The following is a 14,391-nucleotide window of genomic DNA, read 5'->3' as shown; positions in this document are numbered from 1 at the left end:
CGAAAATATCAGAGCAGCTCGGCGCGAGCCAGGTCACGCAGCAGATGGCTGGCACCATAGGTCCATGGCGGACACAGGGTGGAGAGATTTACGCGATTGGTAAGCTTACCCAGGGACGGTGTCGAGATCGAGACGACATCGCCAAGCTTGTGGGTGAACCCCTTGCCGACGCCACCGCGATCCTGCACCGGCGCGAACATGGTGCCGAGATAGAGCACCAGCCCATCGGGATATTGGTGATGCGCGCCAATCGTGGCTGCGACCAGCGATTCCGGCGTGCGCGAAATCTGGCTCATCGAGGAATGACCATCGAGCACGAAGCCGTCCTCGCCCTCGACGCGCAAGCCGATTTCTGCCTGCTTGATGGTCTCGATGCTGAACTCGCCATCGAACAACCGGATGAACGGCCCCAGAGAAGCGGAGGCATTGTTGTCCTTGGCCTTGCCGAGTAGCAACGCCGAGCGACCTTCGACGTCGCGCAGATTGACGTCATTGCCCAGCGTCGCGCCGATGATCTTGCCGACGCTCGTGACCAGCAGGGCCACTTCCGGCTCCGGATTGTTCCAGCTCGAAACCGGATGCAGCCCGACATCGGCGCCATAGCCCACCGAACTCATCGGCTGGCCCTTGGTGAAGATCTCGGCATCGGGGCCAATGCCGACTTCCAGATACTGGCTCCAGACGCCGCGCTCGATCAGCGCCGCCTTGACCTTGGCCGCAGTCTCGGAGCCCGGCACCAGCTCGCTGAGATCTGTGCCGATCAGCTCGAGGATTTCGCCGCGAAGGGATTCGGCACGCGCCTTGTCGCCGCGCGCCTGCTCCTCGATCACCCGCTCCAGCAACGACACCACGAAGGTTACGCCGGAGGCCTTGATCGACTGCAGATCGATTGGTGACAGCAAGACTGGCACATCGGCATCTGCCCCGCCGGCCATGCTGTTTTCAAGCACCGCATCGATTGGGCCCAGATTTTTTCCCACGGCAGAAGCGACATAGCCGGCGGGATCTTTGCCTTCGGCAATATCGCGCACCGTGGCATTCCCGGCGGCGGTGATATCAACCAAGGCGCCGTCACGAACGGTCACAATGCGCGGATGGGCGAAGCCGGGAACGCGGGCGCGGCCCAGTAGAATGCCGGTTTTCGGGATGATGGTATCAGCCATGGCGCGCCCCAACTAAAATGTTAGTGCCTGACTACCCCACCGCAGCCGGGCCGCGCAAGCGCTACCTCCGTAGCGAGGCTGAACCGATGTCCACAGCTCCGTTCAAGTCCCATTCATCTGCGCCGCAATACTGACGCAATGGCTGGCGAAACCTCCCAGCATAATTTTAAGGAGCTCTTTCATGCGTCCATTGGTCGGCCTCATTCCTTTTGCCCTGCTCGCTTCGCTATCCATTCCTGCCCTGGCCGGCACGATCGCCATCGAAGGGCGCGGCGAAGTTACCGCCACGCCGGACACAGCTTTTGTCAATTCGGGCGTGACCACGCAGGGTGCTACCGCGCGCGAAGCGCTTGATGCCAACACCGCCGCCATGGCCGAGCTCCTTGCCGCCCTCAAGGCTGCCGGCATCGAGCCACGCGATATCCAGACCTCGGGCTTTTCGGTCAATCCGAACTATGTCTATTCCGACGCCCGCGACGCCAATGGCTATTCGCTGCCGCCCAAGATCAACGGCTACCAGGTGGCCAACAGCGTGACCGTCACCGTGCGCGCGCTCGACCAGCTCGGCGCCATTCTCGACAAGTCGGTGACCGTTGGTGCCAACACCATCAATGGCGTGAGCTTCGCCGTGGCCGATCCGTCCGGCCTCTACAACGATGCCCGCAAGGCCGCGTTTGCCGATGCCCGCACCAAGGCAGAACTCTACGCGACCCTGGCCGGCGGCAAGCTCGACGAGCTTGTCTCGATCAGCGAAAACCAGAACATCAGCAGCCCGCAGCCTTACATGGTCAAGGCCATGGCTGATGGCGCCGCCCGGGCCGACGTTCCCGTCGAAGCCGGCGAGATGACCTTCGGCATCAGCGTTTCGGTTCAGTGGGAACTCGACGACACCGCGAAGTAATTCCCGCCACCAAACAAACCCTTTCCCCTCTCCCAAAAGGGGGGCTTGGGCGGTGGGGACGGCCGTCGTAGTCAACCGTCCCCACCTACCCCTCTTCAGGCCCGCTCTATCCGGCCACAACCTTCCACAGCATGTTCAGCCCAACCGCGACCAGGAAGGCGGCGAAGACGTATTTGAGCGTCTTCTGATCCAGCTTGTGGGCCAGCGTCGCGCCCAACGGCGCAAACACCGCGGCCAGCACCGCCACCAGCACCAGCGCCACCAGGTTGATATAGCCCAGGCTCAGCGGCGGCAGTCCCTCGACGCCCCAGCCGGAAATGAGGAAGCCAATGGTGCCCGAAATGGCGATGGCGACGCCAATGCCTGCCGAGGTGCCGACCGCGCCATGCATGCTCGCGCCAAACGCCACCAGCGTCGGCACGGTCAGCGAGCCGCCGCCAATGCCCATCAGGGACGAAATATACCCGACCACGAAGGCCGAGATCCGGTGCACCGGATTGGAACCCTTGAGGTGCCCCATCAATCTGGTCTGGAACCCGAAGATGATATTGGCGGCGATGACAAAGGCCATGACCGCAAAGACGATACGCAGCGTATCGCCCGAGAACATCCCGGCCATCAGCCCGCCGATCAGCGTGCCGGCGACGATGAACGGCACCCAGAGCCGCAGGATCTTCATATCCAGCGCGCCGCGCCTGAAATGCGCCCGCGCGCTCATGATCCCGGTGGGAATGATGATCGCCAGTGAGGTGCCGACGGCAATATGCTGCACCACGTCGGCATCATAGCCGAGCAGCAGCAGGGCCGTGGACAGGGCCGGTACGATGATCGCGCCGCCGCCAATGCCGAGCAGGCCGGCCGCAATGCCCGAAACCACCCCGGTCACCATCAGCCCGGCCACAAACGGCCAATAGGATACAATCGCGCCCCAATCCATCAGGTCTCTCCAAGAATATGCAGCACCACATCCCGCTGATGCGGGCGCTGGCGGTGCTCAAACAGATAAATGCCCTGCCAGGTCCCGAATACGGGCCGGCCTTCCGCAATGGGAATGGCAAGCGAAGTCTGGGTCAGTGCGGCCTTGATATGGGCCGGCATGTCGTCGGGACCTTCGGTGGTATGGACGATCCAGTCCATGCCTTGCGGCACCAGCCGGGCAAAGAACGTGTCGAGGTCGGTTTTGACGTCGTCGTCCGCATTTTCCTGGATCAGCAGCGAACAGGAGGTGTGCCGACAATAAATCGTCAGCAGCCCGGTGCCGATATTGGCAGCGGCAGCAAAGCGCCTGACGTCACGGGTAAACTCATAGAGCCCGGGCCCCTGGGTCGAAATCGTCAGCATATCGAGGGCTTGATGCATTTTTGCGTCCGGCAGGCTGTGCTTGCCGACTAGCACGCCCCCGGCGCCGACGCCACCCTGCGGGGCCGTGGACACACGGCCCGCCATCGCAAGCCGCAATGGCGCCATCATCTGCCCGCTTAGCTGGCGATGGCAATTCCGGAACCCTGCAGAACTCCAGGCGTTCTGGCCATGCTTGAAGATTCTCAGCAATTTTTAGCATTCAGCTGCCGTTCAGGATGGCACAGCGATGCTGCACCCAGACTCGGACACCCTGTGTCGAACCGACAAAAGGAAAAGAAACAATGCGGATACGAAACTGGCTACTGACCGGCACCAGCCTGGGGCTGCTGGCCTTCGCTCCTCTGAGCGTTCGCGCTCAGGACGGCGGCCTTATCGCTGCCTACCAGGCTTATGCCGCAGCCCAGTCGTCGGGCGATGCCGCAGCGCTGGAAACAGCGCAGGCCGCCTTCACCGAGCAGTGCATCGTTGCTGGCTATGCGAGCATTGACGAATGTATCGCCGCGCTGAATGCGCCTGCCGCCGAACCAGCCCCGCCGCCGGTTGAAGAACCTGTCGCTGAACCCGCGCCTGAGCCGGAAGCGGCCCCCGAAGTGATCGAAGAGCCGGCGCCCGAGCCAGAGCCCACGCTCGAGGCACCGGCCCCTGAAGTTGAAATTGCGCCCGAGCCGGAGCCAGAAGCTTCGCCTGAACCCGAGCCTGCTCCAGAGCTGACAGCAGAACCCGAGCCCGCTCCAGCGGCGGAGCCGGCCGCAGCAGTTGAGGCACCCGCCGAACAACCCGCTCCTGCCATTGAGGCGCCTGTCGCCGAACAGCCTGCTCCTGAAGTGGAACAGCCAGCCGCTGAACCCGCTCCGGCGGTCGAGCAGCCTGCCGAGGAAGCTCCAGTTGCCCCTGTCGAAGCACCGTCCGCCGATATCACTGCCGGCCTGCAGGCCCAGGTCGATCTCTACAACTCGGCTGTTGCCGATATGATGGCGGGCGGCGATGCCGCGACGGCCCAGGCACAATTGGCTGCCGCACAGGCCGAAATCACCGCTCTATGCAGCAGCGCCGGCTATGCCGACATTCAGCAGTGCCTGGCCGAACGCGGCCTTGAACTGCCGAGCGTACCGAACATGCCGGCCCCCACTCCAGCCGAGCCCGCCGTGACGCCGGCCGAGCAGCCTGCTGCCGAAGCCCCGGTGGAAGCTGCGCCGGCCGAGATCATCGAAGACATGCCGCAGGGCATTACCGAGGAGCAGATCGCTCCGGTCCTCGACAGCGCCAAGGATCTCGACATTGCGCCGGTTGATGGTCAGACGGCTCCGGCTACCCCGCCAGTTGCCGAAACTCCGATCGCCGCGCCGCCGGTTGATGATGCCGCGGCGCAGTCCGCCTTCACCGCCACCGAAGCACCGATGCCGGTTGCCGAGGAACGCGGCGAAGCCGTGACATTGCAGGCCCTGGAGCCCCAGCAACTGCCCCAGAACGTTACCGTTATCAACCAGACCAATGTGGTCAACAACGTTACCAACAACACGACCACGACGAATAACACCGTCAATAATACGACGAACAATACGCAGAACAACATCGTCGACAACTCCACCAATGTTGCTGTGCAGAACAATCTCGCCGATCTCACCCAGATCATTCTGCAGGTGGGCACCCAGCTGATCGTCAATACGCCCGGTCAGGATACTGACCGCTTCTTCGACAATCAGCAGGACGAGGTGTTCTACGAGCGCCTGAGCAATGGTCGCGTCCGCGAGACTATCCAGCGTGCCGATGGCTCGCAGATCGTCACGGTGCGCAACCGCAATGGCGATATCCTGCGCCGTTCGCGCATTACTCCCGAAGGGCGTGAATACGTGCTCGCCTATTTCGACGAGCGCTATGACAACGACCTGCTCGAATGGCGTGACCCGGGGCTCGATTTGCCGCCGCTGCGCCTGAACATCCCGGTGCGTGACTATGTGCTTGATGCCCGCGACGCCGATCAGCGTCAGGTGGAAACCTTCTTCCGCCAGCCACCGGTGGAACAGGTTGCCCGTCTCTACTCGATCGACGAGGTCAAGCGCTCGGCCCGCGTGCGCGACAGCGTGCGCAAGCTCGAAGTCGGCGGCTTGACCTTCGACACAGGCGCGGCGACGATCAGCCGTGACCAGGTGAGCTCGCTCTCCAAGGTCGCCAATGCCATGCTCGACCTGCTGGACACCAATCCGGCGGAAACCTTTCTGATCGAGGGCCATACCGACGCCGTCGGCTCGGATATCTCCAATCTGCAGCTGTCCGATCTCCGGGCCGCCACGGTGGCGCGCATCCTGACGGACTTCTATGGCGTCCCGCCGGAAAACCTGGCCACCCAGGGCTATGGCGAGCGCTACCTCAAAATCCGCACGGAAGCCGGCGAACGAGAAAACCGCCGCGTCACCATCCGCCGCATCACGCCGCTGATCACCATGGCCAGCAACTAGCGGCAAGCCGATCCTGAAGCTGGAGGCCGGGCAATTTGCCCGGCCTTTCTTGTGCCTGTGGCAATGGGCGTCTTGCGCGCGGCCACAAACTTGCTAATTCCTGCGCCACCCGAGCGGAGTTCAGAATGAAGCGGCTGGAAATCTTTGTCGAAACCGTCATCCTGGCATCGCGCTGGCTGCTCGTGGCCTTCTATATCGGGCTGGGCGTCGCCCTGGCGCTGTATGCGATCACCTTCGGCATCAAGCTGGTCGACTTCGCCTCGCATCTGTTCGATCTCGACGAGACCGAAACCATCCTCAAGATCCTGGGGCTGATCGACGCCGCCCTGATCGCCAGCCTTGTGGTGATGGTGATCATCTCGGGCTACGAGAATTTCGTCTCGCGCTTCGACAATGAGGACGATGTCCACTGGCTCGGCCAGATCGACGCCGGTTCGCTCAAGATCAAGGTCGCCTCCACCATCGTGGCGATCTCCTCGATCCATCTGCTGCAGATATTCCTCAACGTGCCGCAATACACCGACAACCAGATCATGTGGTATACGGTGCTGCACCTGACGTTCATCCTGTCGGCGCTGTTCCTGGCCCTGATCGACAAGATTTCAAAAAAGCCTGGCAAGGACCGGGGTCCCGACCTCTAGATATCCGCGTCTGGACACCGGAAGGCGAATTTCCGCCCCGGCCCAAACCGTTGGTACAGAACCCGAAATTCTGCCTGCGATAAACCGTTGACAGCGTGATCACGAACTCGGGAACGAAATCAAAAAGCCCGCGTTTCTTTGCCATACGGTGAAACAAAGGAGCGACATCATGGCAAACCCTGACCGCGATACCGTTTATACCAACGATGCAAACCGGACCGTCTATACCCGCGAAAGCAGTGGCACAGCCTGGTTCGTCGGCATCATCGTTGTGCTGGCCCTTCTGGCCATCGGCTACCTTGTCTTCTCGGCCAATTCGGGCCCGGCGACCTCCGTTGACGTCAACACCACGCCAGCGATCGAAGCACCGGCGGCCACGGCGCCCGCGCCGATGACTGAAGCCCCGGCCGCCCCCGCAGCCGAAGCGGCCCCGATGACCCCGGCCGCCCCGGCGACTGAAATGGCGCCCGCCGCTCCGGCAGTTGAACCGGCTCCGGCCGCTGATGCTCCGGCCGCTGTGGAACCGACTCCGGCCGCCCCGGCTAACTAAGCCTTCGATCTCCCCTGATGCCCCGTCCCTCCCCTTGAGGCATCCCCCTGGACCCCGGCCGCCCCGCCGGGGTCTTTCCATATTTGCCGGCAAGCGAGTTGAAATGTAGCGCGCACGGCTCTTGCCAATGCCCGCCTGACGCACCAAATGCGTGCGAGCGCTACAAAAGAACAAATGCGAAGGACTGCCATGTTCAACATCGACCAGATCGTCAAAGCCCTGCAGACCGATCCGAATACCCAGCGCACCGCCATGACCGGTGCTGCGGGCCTCGCCGCCGGCATGCTGCTGAGTGGTGGCGGCCTGGGCAAGTTGACCGGCAACGCGGTCAAGATCGGCGCCGTGGCTGCGGTTGGCGGCCTCGCCTACAAGGCCTGGCAGAGCTACCAGCAGAACCAGAGCGGCGCGCCGGCACCCGTCCCCGCCCAGGATGCCTTCATCCCCGCCCCAGGCGACGCGCAGGGCCAGGAAGAATTGGGCAAGACCCTGGTCCGCGCCATGATCGCGGCGGCCAAGGCCGACGGCAAGATCGATGGCGACGAGAAGGAAGCCATCTTCGCCAAGCTTGAGTCGATGACACTGAGTTCAGCCGAAAAGGCCTGGGTGTTTGACGAACTGTCCAGCCCGCTCGATATCAACGCCGTCGTCGCCCGCGCCGATACCCCGGCCCATGCCGCCGAAATCTATGCTGCCTCGCTGGTGGCCATCACCGCCGATACTGCGTCCGAGCGGGCCTATCTCGATGTGCTCGCCAGCAAGTTGAAGCTCGATCCGGCGCTGGTCGCCGAAATCCACAAGGCGGCCGGCGAAAAGCCGCTTGAGCCCAGCCCGGTCGCCGCCTCGCCCTTCGCCTATACCCCATCGGGCAGCAATCTTTAGCCACCCAATGCAATGCCCTCCCCACCGGGAGGGCATTTTCGTTTCGGGTTAAGCGGTTACACCCATGTGCGTTCTTGATCGCCTCCGGCGCAGCGGCCATCTCTGGGACAACCAAGAGGTCAATCCATGGAACTCGGACTTTATTCCTTCGCCGAAAACACCCCCGATCCGCTGAACGGCGGCGCGCTGCAAAGCCCCGCTGAGCGCCTGCGCGATCTGCTGGAGGAGATCGAACTCGCCGATCAGCTCGGCCTCGATTTCTACGGGCTCGGCGAACACCATCGCCCCGATTTTGTCGCCACCGCCCCGGTGACCATCCTGGCCGCTGCCGCGGCGCGCACCAAATCCATCCGCCTCTCGACTGCCGTTACGGTGCTCAGCTCGGAAGATCCGATCCGCACCTGGCAGCAATTCGCCACGCTGGACCTGCTCTCCAATGGCCGCGCCGAAATCATGGCCGGCCGTGGCTCGTTCATCGAGAGCTTCCCGCTCTTCGGTTACGACCTCAACGACTACGACACCCTGTTCGAGGAAAAGCTGGAATTGCTGCTGCAGATCCGCGAGGGCGGCAAGATCAATTGGCCGGGCAGCGCCCATACCAAGCCGATCCCCGGCATCGCCATCTATCCCGAGCCGGAGCAGAAGCCGCTGCCGATCTGGATCGCCGTCGGAGGTACACCCAATTCGGTGGCCCGCGCCGCCTATTATGGCCTGCCCCTGATGATCGCTATTATTGGCGGCCAGCCCAGGCAGTTCGAGCCGCTGGTGAAGTTCTACCGCGAAACCGCCGAAAAGGTCGGCCGCGATCCCGCCACGCTGCCGGTCGGCATCAGCTCGCATGGCTTCATCGCCGCCGACAGCCAGGATGCGCGCGACACTGCCTATCCGGCCCATAGCGCCGCCATGAACCGCATCGGCAAGGAACGCGGCTGGCCACCCTCAGGCCGGGCGCAGTTCGACGCCAGCACCACCCCCAATGGCGCCTACTTCATGGGTTCGCCGCAGGAGATCATCGACAAGATCCTGATGCAGCACGAATGGTTCAAGCACGACCGCTTCGGCCTGCAGCTGAGCGTCGGCACCCTGCCCCATGACAAGGTCATGAAGGCCATCGAACTCTACGGGACTGTGGTGAAGCCGGCGATCGACAAGGCGCTGGGCAAGTAAGCTCACCCAAAACAAAATCGGCGCACCCGAGATGCGCCGATCCAAAACTCTTACTTGCCTGAGCGCTTGATCGATTTGATCGCCAGCGGCGGCAGGCCGGACTTTTCCGAGATGGCCCGGTCCTGGTCCATGATGGCGGTCCGTGCCGGCTCGTCGCCATCGAGGCCGCCCAACAGGCTGCCGTCGACCTTCCGGTTAGAGCGCTGGCTGCCATCCTCGTAAATCACGTCGAACATCACGAATTCACTGCGGGCAGTTGGCTTCTTGGCCATGGGAATAACTCCTGTGCGGCAAGCTGCGCCCACGCGGACCATAGATCCGGCGGGCACAGCAATTGCAGATTAATGTCTGGCGCAGAACTGCGCCGGTTTAGTCGCAGGCGCGGCTAGCTGAAAATGCGCTCGCCCTGCTCGTCGATGATCTGCCGGCCCTTGGCCAGCGCCAGGGCGATCAGATCGTCCTTGGAGCTCATCCGGTCCGCGCGAACGAAACGATAGGTTTTCGGTTCGCCCGCGATGGTCTTCTCGATAATGCCCGCCAGCTGCAATTCGCTGCCGGCCCGCATCTCAATCGCCTTGATCAGGAAGTCCTTGTACTGCTCTTCACCGAGCACCTTGTCGCCGGCTGGCGCAGTTTCGCCGCCGCCACCACCAAAGAGCTTCTTGAAAAAAGACATCGTCCAGTCTCCCTATCCAGCCGGTCAGCGGCGACGCCGTACCGGCAGCGGCAATTGCAGTTCGCCGCGTTTTTCCATTTCCTCACGCAGCCAGTCCGGCGAAACGTGAAAATAGTTTGGCCAGGTCGGCACGCCATTGGCGAGCTCTACCTTGCCGAAATAGGCCCGGTCGCGCAGCGCTTCCGTGCCTTCTCCCCGCTCGCCGATCATCGGGGCCGCATCGAACGTGCCGCCCGATCCATCGGAAAACGTGAGCACCAGCTTGAACGGGACAATCGCCCTGATGCTGGTAACCTTGAGACGAACGGACGGCATGTCGATTGGCACTCCGCCCATTTGGTCATGCTCACCGGCCCCCGATCTTTCGGGAGCCGGCCTGCAATATTAGTTGTCGAGGAAGCTGCGCAGCTTGCGGCTGCGGCTCGGATGCTTGAGCTTGCGCAGCGCCTTGGCTTCGATCTGGCGGATACGTTCGCGGGTCACCGAGAACTGCTGGCCGACTTCTTCGAGCGTGTGATCGGTGTTCATGCCGATACCGAAGCGCATGCGCAGCACGCGTTCCTCGCGCGGCGTCAGCGACGCCAGCACGCGGGTCGTGGTCTCGCGCAGATTGCTCTGGATCGCGGCGTCGATCGGCTGGATCGCGTTCACGTCCTGGATGAAATCGCCCAGATTGCTGTCTTCCTCGTCGCCAATCGGGGTTTCGAGCGAGATCGGCTCCTTGGCGATCTTGAGCACCTTGCGGACCTTGTCCAAAGGCATCTGCAGCTTTTCGCTGAGCTCCTCGGGGGTCGGTTCGCGGCCGATTTCGTGCAGCATCTGGCGGCTGGTCCGAACGATCTTGTTGATCGTTTCGATCATGTGCACCGGAATACGGATGGTGCGCGCCTGATCGGCAATCGACCGGGTGATCGCCTGGCGGATCCACCAGGTCGCATAGGTCGAGAACTTGTAGCCGCGACGATATTCGAACTTATCGACGGCCTTCATCAGGCCGATATTGCCTTCCTGGATCAGATCCAGGAACTGCAGGCCACGGTTCGTGTACTTCTTGGCGATGGAAATCACGAGACGCAGGTTTGCCTCGACCATTTCCTTCTTGGCAATCGCTGCTTCGCGCTCGCCCTTCTGCACCTTGTGCACGATACGGCGATATTCGGCGATGTTGAGGCCGGTCTCGGTCGCCAGCGTGGCGATCTCGCCGCGGATTTCGCGGATGGTGTCGGCTTCGCGGCGGGCGAATTCGCCCCAGCCCTTGCCTTCAAAGCTTTCCAGCGATGCTTCCCAGGCCGGGTTCACTTCCTGGCCGTAATAGCTCTCGAGGAACTTCTCGCGCTTGACGCCATAGCTTTCGGCCAGGCGCAGCAGGCGCCCTTCCAGCTTCACCAGACGCTTGTTGATGTCGTAGAGCTGCTCGACCAGGCTTTCGATACGGCTGGCATTGAGCGACAGCGACTTCACGTCGGCAATCACTTCGGCGCGCAGCGCTTCGAGCTTCTTGACGTCGGAGTCCGAGACGCTGGCACTGCGATCGATCGCGTGCTTGTCCTGCATGACGCGCATCTTGCCATAGGCTTCGGCGATACGGTCGAAGGTCTCCACGACCTGCGGCTTCAGCTCGGCTTCCATCGCCGACAGCGACAGGGCGTTTTCGAATTCGTCGTCATCATCGTCGGCAACCGGGTCCTGCGGCGCCTGCGGCTCCTCGGGGACGTAATCGTCGTCGCCACCGGCGGCGCGGCGCGGTGCGGGCGCTGCCTTGGGCTTCTCGGCAACGACATCCTGGCGCGGCGCAGTGTGGATGGCCGACATATCCGGTGCCGCCTGCTTGGCGTCGGGGCCGGCATAGGTAGCTTCCAGATCGATAATGTCGCGCAAAAGGATTTCACCCTGCGCCAACTGATCGCGCCAGATGATAATGGCCTGGAACGTCAGCGGGCTCTCGCAGAGCCCTTCGATCATGGTTTCGCGGCCAGCTTCGATGCGCTTGGCGATGGCGATTTCGCCCTCGCGGCTCAACAGTTCGACCGAGCCCATCTCGCGCAGATACATGCGCACGGGATCGTCCGTACGATCGGCACCGGCCTTGGTGTTGGATGTGGTGGCAACAGCGCTGCCCGTCGACGGCGCGACTTCGGTGCCGGTTTCTTCCTCGTCCTTCTCGACTTCGGTCTCTTCGACCTCGTCTTCGTCGACGACATTGATGCCCATGTCCGAGAACATCGACATGATATCTTCGATCTGCTCGGAAGAAACTTCTTCCGAAGGCATGACCGCGTTCAATTCCTCATACGTCACATAGCCGCGCTTCTTGGCGACCTTGATGAGTTTTTTGACGGCGGCATCAGACAAGTCGAGTAGCGGACTGTCATTTGGCGCCTCGGCGGCGCCGGTTTCCGGCTTCTCGGTGTCCTTGGTATTCTTACTTGCTGCCTTGGTGGCCATCGTGTGCTCCGTCGGGACCCGTCAGCGGCCGGGTGCCGGTAAGGTCATAAGTGGTGACAACTCAAGGCAAGGTAAAGGTTCGGTAAACCAAGAGTTAACGTGCGGCGGTTCTACCGGGCTCGCATCGGAGGATCTTACATACTTCGCCATATGCAAAACCGCGCGTACTCGCAGGTTTTCAGGCTCTCAACCCTAAAAACTGCGTGTCGCGCGTCCCGATAACGAACCAAATCCTTCGATCAATGCCTCTGTGCCATCGACAGTGGTAATCTGGTTCTTGATGTCCCGCAGCCTTTCAAAGGTTTCTTCGCTCGGGTCTTCGCCCAGCGCCGCTTCGGCTGCCTTGAGTTCCTTATTTAGCTGAACTTTCTTGTTATGCAAGGCCAGCGCGTGACTCAAACCGGTCTCGGCATCGATTTGGGCGATCTCGGCCGATATTTGCCACACACCCTGCCGACTCAGTACCTGCGACATTCTGTCCAGCGCTTCGCCATGTCCGCGCACGCCGAGCGCCGAGCGCAGGTCGGCCGGAGAAATATCGTGATGCCGCACCACCAGCGCCAGAATTTCGCTCAAAACCTTGTGAGCCGCAGGTGTCTCAAAATCGATCGCCGCCAGCGTTTCGAATTTTTCTTCCACCAGAGCCGGGTGATTGACCAGACTCAGGATGATCGCCGCCTCGCGTGGCGAGGCATCGGCCCCGGCACTGGGCTTGAGCAGGCGCGAATTGCGCAGTGTATCGGACACCACCAGCCGCGGCGTTCCACGAGACGGGAAACCATAGGCGCCGCTTTGCCCATAGGATTTGCCCTGTCCATAGGCCGGCCTGCCACCGCGCGGCTCGAACCGCCCCTGCCGGCTCGGGGCAAAGAACGCCTTGAGCTTTTCGTCAAAGGCCTGCCCGTAATGAAAGCGCACAGAGCTGTCCTGGATGGAATTGGCGCGCTCGCGCAGCCGTGCCTGAAGCGCGGCGCGTTCTTCAGGCGCTTCGGGCACCAGCCCGCCGGTCTCCAGGCTCCAGATCACATCCGAGAGGCTGCGCGCCCGGTCGAGCACGTCGGCAAAGGCCTGCCGCCCCTGCGCCTTGATCAGATCGTCTGGGTCGAGCCCCTCCGGCAGCGTGGCGATCTTGACGGTCTGGCCGGGCTTGAGATGGGGCAGGACGATATCGGCGGCGCGCTCGGCCGCCTTCAGCCCCGCCTTGTCACCATCAAAGCACAGGATCGGCGTATCGCTCATCCGCCACAGCAATTGCACATGCTCTTCAGTCAGCGCGGTGCCCAGCGGCGCCACCGTGCCCTCGAACCCGGCCGAAACCGCTGCAATCACGTCGAGATAGCCTTCGACCACCACCACGCTCTTGCCATCGCGCGCCGCCTGCCGGGCCATCTGCCCGTTATACAGCGTCTGCCGCTTGTGAAAGAGTTCGGTCTCGGGCGAGTTGAGATATTTCGCCGGCACATCGGCCGACAGCGCCCGCCCGCCAAAAGCGATGACCCGACCGCGGAAATCCATGATCGGGAACATCACGCGATTGCGGAACCGATCATAGGTCAGCGGGTCATCCTCCCGGCTCGCCACCAGCCCGGTGGCGACCATGTCCTGCGCTGATACCCCGTTCTGCGCCAGATGTTCCTTGAGCCCGTTGCGGCTGTCTGGAGCAAAGCCGACCCGGAAACGGGTCTGGCTCTGCGCGGAAACGCCGCGATCGAACAGATAACCGCGCGCCCGCGCCCCGATATTGTGCTGCAGCGCCGCTTCGAAATATTTGGTCGCCAGTTCCATCACGTCGATCAGCGAGCGCTGCGCCGCCTCGCGCTTTTCCACCCGCTCGTCGCGCGCCGGCATCGGCACGCCAGCCATGCCGGCCAGCTTCTCCACTGCCTCGGGGAAGCTCATGCCCGCCTTTTCGGTGAGGAAGCGAAAGTGGTCGCCGCTCACGCCACAACCAAAGCAGTGATAGATGCCGCGTCTGTCATCGGCGTGAAAGCTTGGGCTCTTTTCCCCATGGAATGGGCAACAGGCCCACATATCGCCGCGCCCCGGCTGGCTTTTTTTCTTGTCCCAAAGCACGTGTTCGCCCACCACCTGCGTTATCGGCAGGCGCTGACGGATCTCGTCGAGGAACTGATCGGAAAAGCGCATTTGGTG

General features: G+C 62.4%; 14 protein-coding genes. 6 read left to right on the top strand and 8 right to left on the bottom strand.

From position 1 onward, the window contains the following. Positions 1-8: 8 nt before the first annotated feature. Positions 9-1,163 (bottom strand): fumarylacetoacetate hydrolase family protein, encoded by a 1,155-nt coding sequence (locus BUA69_RS07685; protein WP_046134184.1) that lies wholly within the window; start codon positions 1,161-1,163, stop codon positions 9-11. 181 nt (positions 1,164-1,344) lie between these two features. Between BUA69_RS07685 and BUA69_RS07680 the strand changes: the two genes are divergently transcribed. Further along, positions 1,345-2,064 (top strand): SIMPL domain-containing protein, encoded by a 720-nt coding sequence (locus BUA69_RS07680; protein WP_046134185.1) that lies wholly within the window; start codon positions 1,345-1,347, stop codon positions 2,062-2,064. 106 nt (positions 2,065-2,170) lie between these two features. On the opposite strand, the gene BUA69_RS07675 is transcribed toward BUA69_RS07680, so the two are convergent. Further along, the gene (locus BUA69_RS07675; protein WP_046134186.1) at positions 2,171-3,001 is read right to left on the bottom strand and encodes a sulfite exporter TauE/SafE family protein; all 831 of its coding nucleotides are present in this window, start codon (positions 2,999-3,001) and stop codon (positions 2,171-2,173) included. Next, positions 3,001-3,423, bottom strand: coding sequence for a secondary thiamine-phosphate synthase enzyme YjbQ (locus tag BUA69_RS07670; protein WP_046134215.1), 423 nt, complete (start codon positions 3,421-3,423; stop codon positions 3,001-3,003). Before BUA69_RS07670 ends, BUA69_RS07675 begins: the two co-directional genes overlap by 1 nt. A gap of 284 nt (positions 3,424-3,707) precedes the next feature. On the opposite strand from BUA69_RS07670, the gene BUA69_RS21150 reads away from it, so the two are divergent. The 5 genes from BUA69_RS21150 (at position 3,708) to BUA69_RS07645 (ending at position 9,119) form a co-directional block, all read left to right on the top strand. Continuing rightward, the gene (locus BUA69_RS21150; protein ID WP_046134187.1) at positions 3,708-5,882 is read left to right on the top strand and encodes an OmpA family protein; all 2,175 of its coding nucleotides are present in this window, start codon (positions 3,708-3,710) and stop codon (positions 5,880-5,882) included. A gap of 125 nt (positions 5,883-6,007) precedes the next feature. Then, entirely contained in the window at positions 6,008-6,523 is a 516-nt protein-coding gene (locus tag BUA69_RS07660; RefSeq protein WP_052950399.1) for a TIGR00645 family protein, read from the top strand. Between the two features lie 169 nt (positions 6,524-6,692). Further along, positions 6,693-7,073 (top strand): hypothetical protein, encoded by a 381-nt coding sequence (locus tag BUA69_RS20940; RefSeq protein WP_052950400.1) that lies wholly within the window; start codon positions 6,693-6,695, stop codon positions 7,071-7,073. A gap of 189 nt (positions 7,074-7,262) precedes the next feature. Beyond that, positions 7,263-7,952 carry a tellurite resistance TerB family protein gene (locus BUA69_RS07650; protein ID WP_046134188.1) on the top strand — a complete coding sequence of 230 codons (690 nt, stop codon included), beginning with the start codon at positions 7,263-7,265 and terminating at the stop codon, positions 7,950-7,952. A 126-nt stretch (positions 7,953-8,078) separates the two neighbouring features. Next, on the top strand, positions 8,079-9,119 hold the full coding sequence (locus tag BUA69_RS07645) for an LLM class flavin-dependent oxidoreductase (protein WP_046134189.1): 1,041 nt from the start codon (positions 8,079-8,081) through the stop codon (positions 9,117-9,119). A gap of 50 nt (positions 9,120-9,169) precedes the next feature. On the opposite strand, the gene BUA69_RS07640 is transcribed toward BUA69_RS07645, so the two are convergent. The 5 genes from BUA69_RS07640 to dnaG form a co-directional block, all read right to left on the bottom strand. Continuing rightward, a complete protein-coding gene (locus tag BUA69_RS07640) occupies positions 9,170-9,391 on the bottom strand; it encodes a hypothetical protein (RefSeq protein ID WP_046134190.1) in 222 nt (73 codons plus the stop codon). 113 nt (positions 9,392-9,504) lie between these two features. Beyond that, the gene (locus BUA69_RS07635) at positions 9,505-9,795 is read right to left on the bottom strand and encodes an HlyU family transcriptional regulator (protein ID WP_046134191.1); all 291 of its coding nucleotides are present in this window, start codon (positions 9,793-9,795) and stop codon (positions 9,505-9,507) included. Between the two features lie 24 nt (positions 9,796-9,819). Beyond that, a complete protein-coding gene (locus tag BUA69_RS07630) occupies positions 9,820-10,110 on the bottom strand; it encodes a DUF2442 domain-containing protein (protein WP_046134218.1) in 291 nt (96 codons plus the stop codon). Between the two features lie 69 nt (positions 10,111-10,179). Next, a complete protein-coding gene (rpoD, locus tag BUA69_RS07625) occupies positions 10,180-12,240 on the bottom strand; it encodes an RNA polymerase sigma factor RpoD (RefSeq protein ID WP_046134192.1) in 2,061 nt (686 codons plus the stop codon). Between the two features lie 192 nt (positions 12,241-12,432). Further along, a complete protein-coding gene (gene dnaG / locus BUA69_RS07620) occupies positions 12,433-14,385 on the bottom strand; it encodes a DNA primase (protein ID WP_046134193.1) in 1,953 nt (650 codons plus the stop codon). Positions 14,386-14,391: the final 6 nt, after the last annotated feature.

This window comes from Devosia limi DSM 17137 (assembly GCF_900128975.1).
Taxonomy (GTDB): Bacteria; Pseudomonadota; Alphaproteobacteria; order Rhizobiales; family Devosiaceae; genus Devosia; species Devosia limi.
Note: the sequence above shows the minus strand (reverse complement) of the source record. Positions and strands in the feature narration are given on the sequence as shown.

Bases quoted from the DNA above. Each gene is read 5' to 3' on its own strand.
- BUA69_RS07685 (WP_046134184.1), bottom strand. From the start codon at position 1,163: ATGGCTGATACCATCATCCCGAAAACCGGCATTCTACTGGGCCGCGCC.
- BUA69_RS07680 (WP_046134185.1), top strand. From the start codon at position 1,345: ATGCGTCCATTGGTCGGCCTCATTCCTTTTGCCCTGCTCGCTTCGCTA.
- BUA69_RS07675 (WP_046134186.1), bottom strand. From the start codon at position 3,001: ATGGATTGGGGCGCGATTGTATCCTATTGGCCGTTTGTGGCCGGGCTG.
- BUA69_RS07670 (WP_046134215.1), bottom strand. From the start codon at position 3,423: ATGCATCAAGCCCTCGATATGCTGACGATTTCGACCCAGGGGCCCGGG.
- BUA69_RS21150 (WP_046134187.1), top strand. From the start codon at position 3,708: ATGCGGATACGAAACTGGCTACTGACCGGCACCAGCCTGGGGCTGCTG.
- BUA69_RS07660 (WP_052950399.1), top strand. From the start codon at position 6,008: ATGAAGCGGCTGGAAATCTTTGTCGAAACCGTCATCCTGGCATCGCGC.
- BUA69_RS20940 (WP_052950400.1), top strand. From the start codon at position 6,693: ATGGCAAACCCTGACCGCGATACCGTTTATACCAACGATGCAAACCGG.
- BUA69_RS07650 (WP_046134188.1), top strand. From the start codon at position 7,263: ATGTTCAACATCGACCAGATCGTCAAAGCCCTGCAGACCGATCCGAAT.
- BUA69_RS07645 (WP_046134189.1), top strand. From the start codon at position 8,079: ATGGAACTCGGACTTTATTCCTTCGCCGAAAACACCCCCGATCCGCTG.
- BUA69_RS07640 (WP_046134190.1), bottom strand. From the start codon at position 9,391: ATGGCCAAGAAGCCAACTGCCCGCAGTGAATTCGTGATGTTCGACGTG.
- BUA69_RS07635 (WP_046134191.1), bottom strand. From the start codon at position 9,795: ATGTCTTTTTTCAAGAAGCTCTTTGGTGGTGGCGGCGGCGAAACTGCG.
- BUA69_RS07630 (WP_046134218.1), bottom strand. From the start codon at position 10,110: ATGCCGTCCGTTCGTCTCAAGGTTACCAGCATCAGGGCGATTGTCCCG.
- rpoD (WP_046134192.1), bottom strand. From the start codon at position 12,240: ATGGCCACCAAGGCAGCAAGTAAGAATACCAAGGACACCGAGAAGCCG.
- dnaG (WP_046134193.1), bottom strand. From the start codon at position 14,385: ATGCGCTTTTCCGATCAGTTCCTCGACGAGATCCGTCAGCGCCTGCCG.